Genomic DNA, 12100 nt, shown 5'->3' with positions numbered 1-12100 from the left:
GGTAATATAATGTTTGAATATTTTGAATAGAAATAAGTTAATGTTTAATAATATTTTGTTTGTTTTTTAGTAAGGAATATTTTATAATCTTTTATGCGAACGTAAGTTCTGTTTTCGGAATGAAGAAGTTTATTTGAAATGGAGAGGATGTTTTATGTATCCTGAAGTCATTAAAAAGATGGCATTTTCAAAAGAGCATAGAGATTTATTATTGAAGCTGTATAATAAAGAGATTACGCGTCGTGAATATGATCGACTTGTGGCATCGCTATATAGACCTTCTAAAGAGGCTTGTGAGGGATAGAGGCAAGGGAGACAATCTAATAGATTGTCTTTTTTAATTTTACGTATGTTCTGGTAAAATTAAGGCTAGCCTTATTAGGGAGGTGAAAAGATTGCGGAAACGTTTATATATAGGGATTGGAGTTATTCTCTTAATCGCTTTAGGTGGCATTGTATTTTGGTCAGCTTTGCAAGGAAACCGTACGGAACATTTTATTTTAAGACATATGGTAAATGAAAATGGGACGCTTGCTACATATCGTTTAGGGGATACAAAGGCAGGTACGGGTGAAGCGAAAGGCCGTGAAGCTTTATCAGAATCGGCAGGACTGTGGCTACAATATACATTGGATAAAGACGATCAAGCGTTATTCGATGAACAAGTTAAGGTTATTCAAAATAACTTTGTACATAAGGACCAAATTGTTTTATGGAAAATCTCTGAAAAGGGAGAAATGCAGTCAGCTACAAATGCACTTATAGATGATCTTCGTATTATAGAACAATTATATCGCGCTTATGAAATGTACAAGGAAGAGCGTTATAAAAACTTGGCAGATCAATTGAGTGACGCTGTAATTCGTTATAATAAGAAAGATAATTATTACGTTGATTATTATGATGCAGATGCAGGGAAACAAAATAATTTTGCAACAACATCATACTTAAATCCGCATGCATTCTCGTATATGAAAAAGTACGGGAAAGTTTCTGATCAGCAATATCAGGACGTGGTTCAATTTTTAGCGGATTACCCAAGGCATGGCTGGGCATTCCCGAAAGAGTATAAAGAAGATGGTACTTTTACGTACGATAAAGAAGTGAATCTTATTGACCAATCATACGTTGCATATCATCGTAGTTTAGGTGGTCTTTCATCAGATGCTTACATGGAATTTATAAAGAAAAAATTCCAGGAGGATGGAAAGCTATACGGTCGTTACAATTTAGAAACGGGAAAACAAACTGTGAATTATGAATCGCCAGCTGCATACGGACTAACGATCTTGTACGTACTACAAACAGGTGATACAAAGTTTGCAAAGGAATTATATGATCATATGGCCACATTCCGAAATGAAAATATATTTAGTAGATATTACGGTGGATACGTAACAGGCGAAAATAATAATACGCACATTTTCGATAATGTATTGCCGCTTTTAGCGGAAATGGAATTGGAGAAGAGTAAGAAATAGAAGGTGCCATCCTCTGGAGATGGCACCTTTTATTTTTTACTAAGTCGATATAATTTTACGTTCTAATATTGGAGAAGTAATCAATCACAAATTTACGAAATTGCTGAGCAGTTTTCGATAAATAGCGTTTCTTCGACCAACTTAAGCCGATGGTTCGCTCGCAATTTGGTTCAATAATACGTAACTTATTTAATGCTAAAGTAGAGTTTTTTAATAAAGTTAAACTTGGGACAAACGCGATGCCGAGACCTTGCTTAATAAGGTCACTAATCACGGTTGGTTCATCTACTTCAAAAGCGATATGTGGAGTGAAGCCAGCTTCTTTACAAAATTCATCCGTTAAGTGCCGAAATCCGTAACCAGTGTTCATACTAATAAATGGTTCGTCTTTTACTTCATGCAGATGGATACTTTCGCGGCCTGATAAACGATGACCTGAAGGGACGACTAAGAAAATTTCTTCTGTAATAAGTGGTTCCCAAAGTATATCCTCTCCTTCAATTGGTACAGAGGATATACAAAAGTCGATTTCTATATTATCTAGTTGTCGTTTCATAGAAGGAGTAGATGCGAGAAATTGCTGGAATCGAACGTTAGGATGTTCTAGTAAAAAAGAGCCGAGTAGTTCTGGTAATATTCTCGGGATAGAAACTGCCAGTGTAATAGAGCGTTGTTGTAATTCAGCTAAATCTTTAATTTCTCTTTCGCCTTCACTTAATTCATGAAAAACGCGCTCTACTCGTTTTAAAAATACTTTTCCAAAAGAGTTTAACGTAATCTGTCGACCTTGGCGATCAAATAAAGGGACGCCTAAGTCCTTTTCTAATCTAGCAATTGTTTTGCTGAGCGAAGGTTGTGCGATATGCAATTCTTCAGCGGCTTTTGTCATATGTTCTAATCGTGCGACTGCCTGAAAGTATTTTAATTGGAGCAGTTCCATTTTGAACCTCTTTTCTATAGACCAGAAGGAATGAATTAATAATTAAAGATGTATTATACAGTATGGAAAGTGACGTGTATAGTAAATCTGTTAAACCATTCGAAGGGTGTTAAATTAGAAGAGGAGTATGTTTCATGAAAGGAATTCAACTTATATTTAAAGATTGGAAAGCGATGTGGCGCCATAAACATGGACGTATCGCTTTAATTTTTTTATTAATCGTTCCGTTAATTTATTCAGGATTCTTTTTAGCTGGATATTGGGATCCGTACGGACGATTAGATAAATTACCTGTTGCGGTTGTGAATCTAGATAAGGGTGCTGCGATGGATGAAAAAACAATTCATGCAGGAGACGATTTTGTTAAAAATTTAAAAGAGAATAAGGAACTGGCTTTTCATTTCGTATCAGAAAAAAATGCTGATGAAGGGCTAAAAGAAGATAAGTATTATATGGTCGTTACGATTCCAGAGAATTTCTCCCGAAAGGTAAGTACACTTATGGATGAGAAACCAGAGCCAGCGCAGCTTCAGTACAAAGTAAATCCGGGTAAAAACTTTGTAGCAGCTCAAATTGGAACGACAGCTGTTGAAAATATGAAAACAAAAATTTCAAATAGTATTACGAAATCTTATACAGAAGGTGTCTTTTCAAAGTTTCAAGATTTGGCACAAGGATTGAGTGATGCAAGTAATGGTGCTGAGAAGCTGCATGAAGGAACGACAGATGCAAAAAATGGGACGAATCAGCTTGCAGATGGTATTCATCGTTTAAGTGACGGGGCATCAAAAGTGAAAGAGGGAAGTGAAAAACTTGCTTCTAGCCAATCTGCCTTAAGTGGCGGTGCAAATGAGCTGAGTGAAGGGGCAACCTCACTTCATAGTGGTATGGAGTTATTAGCTCAAGGTGAAAAAACTTTACAATCAGGGGTTAGTGAATTAAGTGTTGGTACAAATGAATGGGTGAACGGAAGTGAGAAACTTGCTGAAGGGCAAGTGAAAGCGGACAATGCAGCAAATAGTGTAAAACAACAATTAGAAGAGTACGTGAAAAGTCATCCGGAAGTGCAGCAAGATCCTGCTTTTCAAAAACTCGTTGCTACTTCTAACGGATTAGCTAAAGCAACAAACGCTTTAAATGGTGGCCAGCAACAATTGACACAAGGTGCGAAGAAGCTTGCTGACGGTCAGAATAAGATTGAAGAAGGTATGAATACATTCGGAGTTAAGTTAAGCGAAGCTACTGCTGGAACGAAAAAGATAGCAGATGGTGCTGCGAATGTAGCTGACGGATTTACGAAATGGGGAAATGGATTTACATCATTACAAGAAGGTGTAAATCACCTTGTGAGTGGCGGAACAGAGCTGAATCATGGTGCTGATAAGTTAACGAACGGACTTGTTAAACTTGACGATGGTGCGAAAGAACTTTCTACGAAATTGGGAGAGGGCGCAGAGAAGATAGCGGATGTTCGTAATGATGATGCACGCAATACGATGTTCTCAGAGCCAGTTCAATTAGTGAAGTCGACAGTTTCTGATGTGCCTAACTACGGTTCAGGCATTGCACCATACTTTTTATCACTGGCATTTTATGTTGGCGGAATTATGGCATCGAACATTTTACCGCTTGGTCGTAGACAAAATATGAAAGTAAGCGGAACGGTACACTTTATTAATAAACTAGGATTGGTATATTTAATTGGACTTATTCAAGCGTTACTAGTGGATGTGGCTGTGCTAGGAGTTATGAAATTAGAAGTTGCAAGTGTGCCACTCTTTGTTTTATCAAGTATCGTTATTTCCTTTACGTTCATGACATTTATTCTTATGCTAGTAACGGTATTTGGTCTTGTTGGAAAGTTCTTAGCAGTAACGCTTCTCGTCCTGCAATTAGCAACGAGCGGGGGGACTTTCCCAGGAGAATTAAATATAGCTGTTCTTAGCAAAATTGGACAGTTTCTCCCAATGTCCCATTCTCTTAGAGGATTACAAGATGTTATCTCTTTAGGAGATTGGTCGCAATTACAAATGCAAATTTTAATATTGTTATGTTACCTCGTTGTTGCCGGCGGAATTGCTTGGATCACGAGTCATATACAACATAGGGAAACGAGGGCAGAACAAGTTTCTTAAATTGAAAGAAGCTATCCGATTTTTTCGGATAGCTTCTTTTTTATTTTCGCTCCATTACCGCAAAGTAATTGTTTTCATGATCAGCAAAGTTAAATGCTCTACCAGTAGGTAAATCTACAACTTGTCCAACTGTAACACCTTTCTCAGAAAGATCTTTATACAGTTGATCTAAGTTATTAGCGAAGAACATAAGTGAAGGAGTACCTAAGTTTAATTCAGGTTGCATCTTCGCAATTAACGCTTTATCGTGAAGGACGATGCTTGTTCCTGCTTCTTTTGCTGGCGCAATTTCAATCCAGCGAAACCCTTGTCCGTTATTTTCTTCCGCAATAATTTGGAATCCTACTGTCTCAGTCCAAAATTGTACTGCTTCATCTTGATTACTTACATATAACATAATTTGTCCAATTTGATTAATCATAGGTGTATCCTACTTTCTTTTCTTGTATGGAATTCTATTATATCAAAGATACGGTTTGCATACTTTTTTGTGATGTTTCCGAATTACGATCTTCGCCCATTTTATATTTGTTGTAGGAGAAGGTCCTGTAATCCACGTATGAAGTGGTAGTGTACTGCAAATGACCATTGCTGAAATCGAGATTGTGGCCGTTATTGTAAATAATAATAAGCTATATAATATTGTGTTTTCTTGCAGTGTGAATAAAGAAAGAAATTTTGTACATAGTTGCAAGAAGAAAAAATGAGCTAAATAAGCACCATACGTGTAACTCCCAATAAATCGTAATGCTTTATATAAGAAACCTCGTCGCTGTACGATTGTAATAGATAACACGTAAAGTATAATAATTTCGCATACGATATATAAAAACATAGATGGTTTTAAATAAGTCGAAACGGTTAAATGAATAGAGTTTGCTCCGTAAAAACTAAATAACTCATAATTGATGAATAGAAATAAGACGAAAAATAACATTGTTATAAGCGGGATATGTTTCATGACAAATGTACGCCACGCTTTTAGTGCGACAGCAGCGATTCCTCCCATGACGAAATAGAATGAGTAGAAGAAGAAGGAACGATCTGTATAATGTAAAATGGTTGAGCTAGTCAATTTCTCTCCATTAAAAATGTAGTGGGAAGAATACCACATTAAGAGGAAATATAGACAAGCAAAGATGGTCATATATTTATATATGTCTTTTTTATTTTCTGTTCGTTTTTGAAACCAATAAAATAGTGTGCATAGCAAAGGGAACAATAAGTGAATTTGGAACATCATAATAACGTACCAAAGATGGGGCGCGGCTGTTCCGAGTAATAAACTTTTGATTCCGCTTTGTAGTGTAATCATATCGTTTGTTGTTAATAAGTAAAGAATAGACCAGAAGAAATAAGGAATGAGTAAATGTGCGGCTTTTTCATAAATATATTCTGTGTATACTAATTGCTTTGTATAGTGACGAATTAAATGAAATCCAACGATAAATATGAATGCAGGTGCCGAAAATTTTGCAAGGTTGAATAGCATGCCCATAATGAGTGATTGCTCAAGTAAAACATTTCCTTGATTCATTGTATATAATAAGGAACTTTGCAAAACGACAGCAAGGAATGCAATGCTTTGCAAAACTTTAAATTCTGGTGCGCTTTGAGTCATTATGTCCATCTCCTTTTCCATACATGATTATAGTACGGAAAATGGATAATGAATGTGGAATGTTTGTGAAGATTTTAACAAATTTGTGGCGGGAGGAGATATCAACGATTTTTCGGATATATCTATTATAACTTCAAATATATCAACGATTTTTTCAATATATCGACTTATCAACAAATAACGACAAAAAGAGGATGCTCCAAAATGAGCATCCTCTTTCTATTTATTAAGCAAATTTGTTTTTGATCCAGTTCTTACCTTCTACAAGGCGAGCTGTCATTACGGTACAAGCGTTATCTCCTGTTACGTTTAACACTGTTGCAGGAGGATCAATGATTGTACTAATTGCTGCGATAATTGGCAATGCTTCTGGCGGGAAGCCGTATAGAGAAACGATTAACATTTCACCAATCATACCACCACCTGGAATAGCTCCCATTACTGTTCCTACTAATAGAGAAACAACAAGTGCAATTGCTAATGTTTTCGGTCCTTCGAATTCCATGTTGAAAATACCGAATAAGAAAGCAATTTTTAATACGCCACCTAAAACAGATCCGTCTTTATGAAGTGTAGATCCAAGAAGGACAACTGTTTCACGAACGTCAGAAGAGATACCCATTTTCTTCGTTGCTTCCAAGTTCGCTGGAATACTAGCAGCACTACTACAAGTTGCTAGTGATGTAACTGTAGGAGAGACCATGTTCTTCCAAAAGATTTGTACACCTTGTTTGCGACCGGCAAGGTATGCATAGAACGTGAAGAATACAAAGAAGTAAATGAGAGACGCTGGATAGTATACCATTGCTGCTCGGAAGTAAGTTCCAAGAAGTTGTGGTCCGAATTCACCAACTAATGCTGCGAAATAAGCAGCAAGTCCGATTGGAGCGTAGTACATAATGAAAGATACAACTTTCATTGAAATTTCTGCACCGGCTTGTAAGAATGTAGCGAATGGCTTTCCTTTTTCACCAACTGCTGAAGTTGCAACCCCCATTAAAATAGAGAAGAAAATAAGAGCTAACATATTTTCACGAGATAGTAACTTCGAGAAATCAGATACTGTTATAATACCAACAATTTGATCCGCAACACTAACAGCTTTGTCAGCTTTGTCAGGTTGTGTTAGTTCTAATACAACACCTTGTGCTGGCGGGAATACTTTCACGACAATAATCATAAAAATAGCAGCTAAAATACTTGTAAATAAGAAAGTCCCAGCCATACTAGACATAATTTTACCGAAACGTTTTAATCCATCCATATTAGCAATAGATGACGCGATGCTAAAGAACACTAACGGTACAACAATCGTAAACATTAAGTTTAAGAAAATGTCACCAAGCGGCTTTAAAGCAACGGCATCGGCACCCATGAAATAACCAATGAAACCACCAATTAGGATAGAAGATAATAAAATAAGCGGAAAGCGATATGCCTTCATAAATATATCCTCCTATCAATTAAAAAAATCATACTGAATTATTATAGCGAGTTAGAGCCCTCTTTACTAGGAAAATACCGATAGATGGAATAGCGTGAAAACCGAGAAATTTTTGTTTTTAAGCTCGGCATACAGCAGGAAATATAGACATATATATTTGTAACCTAGTGGTGGCAAAGGATGCACCGTAACTTAGGTTTGGAAAAAGGGGGAGGGGAGCGAGATGAATATTTTACTTTGCTGTGCAGCGGGAATGTCTTCCAGTTTGATTGTTACAAAAATGGAGAAAGCAGCAGAGGCAAAAGGGATAGAGGTAAAGATTTGGGCAGTATCAGGTTCTGAAGTAAATAGTCATATAAATGAAGCAGATGTACTTTTGCTTGGACCGCAAGTACGTTATTTATTACCGAAAATGAAAGAATTATGTAAGGAGAAGGGTATACCTGTTGATGTCATTCAATCCGTCCATTACGGACTTTGTAATGGAGAGGCTATCTTACAAGCAGCTTTGTCCATGAAACAATGAGGAGAGTGGGATAGATGATACAGTTTTTAGAGAAATATGTAATGCCAGTAGCGGGGAAGGTTGCAGAACAGAGGCATTTGCAAGCAATTCGTGATGGGATTATTTTGACGATGCCGTTCTTAATTATTGGATCATTTTTTCTTATTATTAGTGCTTTACCAATACCAGGATACAATGATTTTATGGCAGGTTTGTTTGGGGAGAATTGGCAGAGGGCTTTGGGGTATCCAGTTAGTGCAACTTTTAATATAATGGCTTTAATAGCTGTTTTTGGAATCGCTTACAGGCTGGGGGAGTATTATAAAGTGGATGCTTTAGCATCTGGGGCATTGTCGCTTGTGACGTTTTTACTTGCGACACCATTTCAAGTCGCATATATTATACCAAGTACAAAAGAGAGTGTACTTGTAGAAGGTGCTATCCCAGCAGCATTAATGGGAAGCCAAGGGTTGTTTGTAGCAATGATTATTGCACTTATATCTACTGAACTTTATCGGTTTATTGTACAAAAAAAGATAATTATAAAGATGCCAGAGACAGTTCCACCAGCTGTGACGCGTTCATTTGCGGCACTTGTTCCAGGATTTCTTGTTGTAACGGTTATTTGGATTTTACGCTTAATTATAGAAAATACTTCTTTTGGCAGTATCCATAATATTGTAGGGCAAATTTTACAGGAACCACTTAGTGTACTTGGTGCTAGTCTTTGGGGCGCAATAATAGCAGTTATTCTCGTTCATGTTCTTTGGTCGTGTGGAATTCATGGTGCTACTATTGTTGGTGGTGTAATGAGCCCCGTTTGGTTGTCGTTAATGGATCAAAATCGAGTTGCTTTTCAAGCAGGGCAAGATGTACCAAATACGATTACCGCACAGTTTTTTGATTTATGGATTTATATGGGCGGTTCCGGTGCAACACTTGCTTTAGTTGTAGGAATGTTACTATTTGCGCGAAGTCAGCAATTAAAAAGTTTAGGGAGATTGTCAATTGCTCCTGGCATATTTAATATTAATGAGATGGTAACTTTTGGTATGCCGATTGTAATGAATCCAATTTTATTAATTCCATTTATATTGGTTCCAGTTGTGTTAACAATTGTTTCTTACTTTGCAATGGAATGGGGATTAGTTACTCGCCCGAGTGGAGCTGCTGTACCTTGGACGACACCAATTCTATTTAGTGGATATTTAGGATCAGGCGGGAAAATTTCAGGCGTTGTTTTACAACTTGTTAACTTTGCGCTTGCATTCTTCATTTATTTACCGTTCTTAAAAATATGGGATAAACAAAAGGTAGCGGAAGAAAAGGGGGAGTAAAGAACTAAAATGGATACGATAGAGACGAAAGCTTTTCATTTAATTTTGCATGGGGGAAATGCGAGAAGTTGTTCAATGGAAGCAATTGATTGTGCAAAGCGTGGAGAGTTTACAGAAGCAGAAGCTAAATTACAAGAAGCGTTAGAGGAATTAAAAGAGGCGCACCGTGTACAAACGGAGCTCATACAGAAAGAAGCTGGTGGTGAAAAGACCGAAGTTACTCTTCTAATGGTGCACGCGCAAGATCATTTAATGAACGCGATTACGGTGAAGGAATTAGCGAGTGAATTTGTAGAATTATATAGGAAAATGTCAGCGACTGAATGAACCTTGCGTATGCAAGGTTTTTTTATGTATGTGTCTGTACCATCAGTGGAGTGTTCGTTCCACTGATGGTATTTGCAATCCTCCTTTTTACAAATGAGTAAGAGTGATATTTAATCGGTATTTACAATCTCTCCTATACCACGAATTAGTTTTTTTATATGCATCTCATTTGGTTTTAATATACTTACGATATAATCAATCGCTATTTGCGGTTCAACGGTTGTACCGCACGTATAACAGTCAATGGCTGCAAAGTTTTTTTCTGGATAAGTGTGAATAGAAAGGTGGCTTTCTGATAGTAAAACTAAAATAGTAACACCATGCGGGTCAAATTCTTTTGTACTTACGTTTAAAACATGGGCACCAGATTGATTAGCAGCGGTAACTAAATGATGTTCTAAAAAGTGAACATCATCTAATAAAGAAAAGTCCACTCCCCATAAATCTACTATTATATGCTTACCGAAAGTAGAGTATTCCATAAGGTAGCACTCCTCACTATAATATCGTCAAAACTCCATTTCCTTTTTGTAACATTGATGTAGGATAAGATTCGATTCTGAGTTTAGAAGAGCGAGATTACGTTGTTCTAAATGCTCTTCTTTAAATTGAAACAAAGGAGCAAGAAGAGAAGGTAATGTTCGAGGAGTTGGCACAACATATAATTGCTCAATTTGATTGAGTACATAAGCAGAATTAGCGGCAATATGAAATCCCCAGTCAGTTCCGAAAGACGGAACGATTGTATGATAACTTTTCACAGTTAATCCCGCATGTTCAATTGTGTTACCGATACTCCAATATACTAGTGGTGCATCGGCAGGTGAATTAGATTGGCAGACGAATGCTCCACCTTCTGTTAAGAATGTAGCTATACGAGCAAACAGTTCGCTTGTATATAAAGTACTTAACAACTCTGTCGCTGGGTCTGGAAAATCAATAATGATGACATCGTATAAAGAGGAAGGAGAGTTTAAAAATTCTTTTGCATCACATACGTGTGTATTTACACGATTATCAAAAAATGCACTTTTGTTCAAAGAAACTAATTCAGGAACATTACGAGCCATATCAATCATCGATCCATCTAAGTCAACAAGGTCTACATGTAGTACAGTTTCATATTTTAAAACTTCTCGCAGGGCAAGACCATCTCCACCACCTAATATAAGAACACGTTTTGGATCAATTACTTTTGACATAATTGGATGTACAAGTGCTTCATGATAAATTTGCTCATCAACGGAACTAAATTGTAGTTGCTTGTCCAAATATAAACGGACATCGCTTACTTGTAACAAAGTAATATTTTGATAATTACTTTGTTCCGCAAATAAATTTGTATGTTCACCAGCTTGTATTTCCTTTAGAGAAATTTCATCCCATATATCTAAGCTGTGTGAATTTGTGGGTACTATGATTACATTTTCCGATTGTTCTTGTTTGTTCTGCTTATCCTGTTTATCTTGCTTGTCCTGTTTATTTTCAATTTCCTGTTGTTCTAGTTCAAATTTGTCAGAGTTTAATTCAGAACGCTTGTCTTTTTTATAGCTTGTTATTCTATAAATCTTTATTTTGCTTTGTTTTCTATGTTTTGGCATAGGAATCCCCTTTCGAATTGTGTTATTTTATTCTATTCTATGTAATTTAGTAGAGTTTGCTTGGACAATAGATAGAAGAGTGTGTTCAAGAGAGTTTTATTTTTTTACTAGATTTTCACGCGTAAAAAATTTTTTTAGTGTTTTTTTGTTTTAAATACAACTAGACAACTAAACACTAATCTATTTTCATACAGTTATGTGTTAAAAGCGTGTTGTTTTATAACACACTGTGTATTTTTTGGGTGACACACTAATTGAAAGCGTTAACACACAAAAGGAATAGTCGAAAAAGTGCTGATTTTAGTGGTTTTAAAAAGTTGGCACGATAATTGCATTAATAAATAGCGTAAAGAAAAATAAATAAACATAAATTTTTTATACTACACAAGGGGGATTTTTAAATGAATATTTTATTATGTTGCTCAGCAGGGATGTCTACAAGTTTACTAGTTACAAAAATGGAAGCGGCTGCAAAAGCTCGCGGTCTAGAAGGAAAGATTTGGGCTGTATCTGGGGATGCAGTAAAAAACAATATCGATCAAGCAGATGTATTATTACTAGGACCACAAGTTCGTTACATGCTTTCTTCAATGAAAACGCTTGCTGATGAGAAGAACGTTGGAATCGACGTTATCAATCCAATGCACTACGGCATGATGAATGGAGAGGCAGTTTTAGATCACGCATTAACACTTAAAAAATAATTAGG

Annotated in this window: 13 protein-coding genes; 7 read left to right on the top strand and 6 right to left on the bottom strand. The window is 36.5% G+C overall.

Features of this window, described 5'->3' with window-relative positions; genetic code table 11:
* The first annotated feature begins 154 nt into the window (after positions 1–154).
* Both DN389_RS28375 and DN389_RS06885 read left to right on the top strand, forming a co-directional pair.
* Positions 155–304 carry a hypothetical protein gene (locus DN389_RS28375; protein ID WP_000283173.1) on the top strand — a complete coding sequence of 50 codons (150 nt, stop codon included), beginning with the start codon at positions 155–157 and terminating at the stop codon, positions 302–304.
* Between the two features lie 91 nt (positions 305–395).
* Complete coding sequence (locus tag DN389_RS06885) at positions 396–1481, top strand: hypothetical protein (protein WP_061673547.1); 1086 nt, start codon at positions 396–398, stop codon at positions 1479–1481.
* 55 nt (positions 1482–1536) lie between these two features.
* Here DN389_RS06885 and DN389_RS06880 read toward each other — a convergent pair whose 3' ends face one another.
* Entirely contained in the window at positions 1537–2421 is an 885-nt protein-coding gene (locus DN389_RS06880) for a LysR family transcriptional regulator (protein ID WP_098189339.1), read from the bottom strand.
* Positions 2422–2555: 134 nt separating this feature from the next.
* Between DN389_RS06880 and DN389_RS06875 the strand changes: the two genes are divergently transcribed.
* On the top strand, positions 2556–4556 hold the full coding sequence (locus DN389_RS06875; protein ID WP_149236944.1) for a YhgE/Pip domain-containing protein: 2001 nt from the start codon (positions 2556–2558) through the stop codon (positions 4554–4556).
* A gap of 40 nt (positions 4557–4596) precedes the next feature.
* Here DN389_RS06875 and DN389_RS06870 read toward each other — a convergent pair whose 3' ends face one another.
* The 3 genes from DN389_RS06870 to DN389_RS06855 form a co-directional block, all read right to left on the bottom strand.
* Positions 4597–4977, bottom strand: coding sequence for a VOC family protein (locus DN389_RS06870; RefSeq protein WP_060488023.1), 381 nt, complete (start codon positions 4975–4977; stop codon positions 4597–4599).
* A 42-nt stretch (positions 4978–5019) separates the two neighbouring features.
* Positions 5020–6177 carry an acyltransferase gene (locus DN389_RS06865; RefSeq protein ID WP_149236943.1) on the bottom strand — a complete coding sequence of 386 codons (1158 nt, stop codon included), beginning with the start codon at positions 6175–6177 and terminating at the stop codon, positions 5020–5022.
* Positions 6178–6403: 226 nt separating this feature from the next.
* Positions 6404–7621: a dicarboxylate/amino acid:cation symporter gene (locus tag DN389_RS06855; protein ID WP_060488025.1), complete on the bottom strand. Its 1218-nt coding sequence runs from the start codon at positions 7619–7621 to the stop codon at positions 6404–6406.
* A 223-nt stretch (positions 7622–7844) separates the two neighbouring features.
* On the opposite strand from DN389_RS06855, the gene DN389_RS06850 reads away from it, so the two are divergent.
* The 3 genes from DN389_RS06850 to DN389_RS06840 are packed head-to-tail and all read left to right on the top strand — an operon-like array spanning position 7845 to position 9790.
* On the top strand, positions 7845–8147 hold the full coding sequence (locus DN389_RS06850) for a PTS sugar transporter subunit IIB (protein WP_075309888.1): 303 nt from the start codon (positions 7845–7847) through the stop codon (positions 8145–8147).
* Positions 8148–8161: 14 nt separating this feature from the next.
* A complete protein-coding gene (celB, locus tag DN389_RS06845; protein ID WP_149236942.1) occupies positions 8162–9463 on the top strand; it encodes a PTS cellobiose transporter subunit IIC in 1302 nt (433 codons plus the stop codon).
* Between the two features lie 9 nt (positions 9464–9472).
* On the top strand, positions 9473–9790 hold the full coding sequence (locus tag DN389_RS06840; protein WP_000379644.1) for a PTS sugar transporter subunit IIA: 318 nt from the start codon (positions 9473–9475) through the stop codon (positions 9788–9790).
* A 110-nt stretch (positions 9791–9900) separates the two neighbouring features.
* Here DN389_RS06840 and speD read toward each other — a convergent pair whose 3' ends face one another.
* Positions 9901–10272: an adenosylmethionine decarboxylase gene (gene speD / locus DN389_RS06835; protein ID WP_149236941.1), complete on the bottom strand. Its 372-nt coding sequence runs from the start codon at positions 10270–10272 to the stop codon at positions 9901–9903.
* A 27-nt stretch (positions 10273–10299) separates the two neighbouring features.
* Entirely contained in the window at positions 10300–11391 is a 1092-nt protein-coding gene (locus DN389_RS06830; RefSeq protein WP_149236940.1) for a polyamine aminopropyltransferase, read from the bottom strand.
* 401 nt (positions 11392–11792) lie between these two features.
* Here DN389_RS06830 and DN389_RS06825 point away from each other — a divergent pair, with 401 nt between their 5' ends.
* Positions 11793–12095: a PTS sugar transporter subunit IIB gene (locus DN389_RS06825; RefSeq protein WP_001023563.1), complete on the top strand. Its 303-nt coding sequence runs from the start codon at positions 11793–11795 to the stop codon at positions 12093–12095.
* The last annotated feature ends 5 nt before the right edge of the window (positions 12096–12100 follow it).

It is taken from the genome of Bacillus sp. AY3-1 (assembly GCF_008368785.1).
In the GTDB taxonomy this organism is placed as follows: Bacteria; Bacillota; Bacilli; order Bacillales; family Bacillaceae_G; genus Bacillus_A; species Bacillus_A wiedmannii.
This window is presented reverse-complemented; position numbering and strand designations above follow the sequence as displayed.

Bases quoted from the DNA above. Each gene is read 5' to 3' on its own strand.
- DN389_RS28375 (WP_000283173.1), top strand. From the start codon at position 155: ATGTATCCTGAAGTCATTAAAAAGATGGCATTTTCAAAAGAGCATAGA.
- DN389_RS06880 (WP_098189339.1), bottom strand. From the start codon at position 2,421: ATGGAACTGCTCCAATTAAAATACTTTCAGGCAGTCGCACGATTAGAA.
- DN389_RS06875 (WP_149236944.1), top strand. From the start codon at position 2,556: ATGAAAGGAATTCAACTTATATTTAAAGATTGGAAAGCGATGTGGCGC.
- DN389_RS06870 (WP_060488023.1), bottom strand. From the start codon at position 4,977: ATGATTAATCAAATTGGACAAATTATGTTATATGTAAGTAATCAAGAT.
- DN389_RS06865 (WP_149236943.1), bottom strand. From the start codon at position 6,177: ATGACTCAAAGCGCACCAGAATTTAAAGTTTTGCAAAGCATTGCATTC.
- DN389_RS06855 (WP_060488025.1), bottom strand. From the start codon at position 7,621: ATGAAGGCATATCGCTTTCCGCTTATTTTATTATCTTCTATCCTAATT.
- DN389_RS06850 (WP_075309888.1), top strand. From the start codon at position 7,845: ATGAATATTTTACTTTGCTGTGCAGCGGGAATGTCTTCCAGTTTGATT.
- celB (WP_149236942.1), top strand. From the start codon at position 8,162: ATGATACAGTTTTTAGAGAAATATGTAATGCCAGTAGCGGGGAAGGTT.
- DN389_RS06840 (WP_000379644.1), top strand. From the start codon at position 9,473: ATGGATACGATAGAGACGAAAGCTTTTCATTTAATTTTGCATGGGGGA.
- speD (WP_149236941.1), bottom strand. From the start codon at position 10,272: ATGGAATACTCTACTTTCGGTAAGCATATAATAGTAGATTTATGGGGA.
- DN389_RS06830 (WP_149236940.1), bottom strand. From the start codon at position 11,391: ATGCCAAAACATAGAAAACAAAGCAAAATAAAGATTTATAGAATAACA.
- DN389_RS06825 (WP_001023563.1), top strand. From the start codon at position 11,793: ATGAATATTTTATTATGTTGCTCAGCAGGGATGTCTACAAGTTTACTA.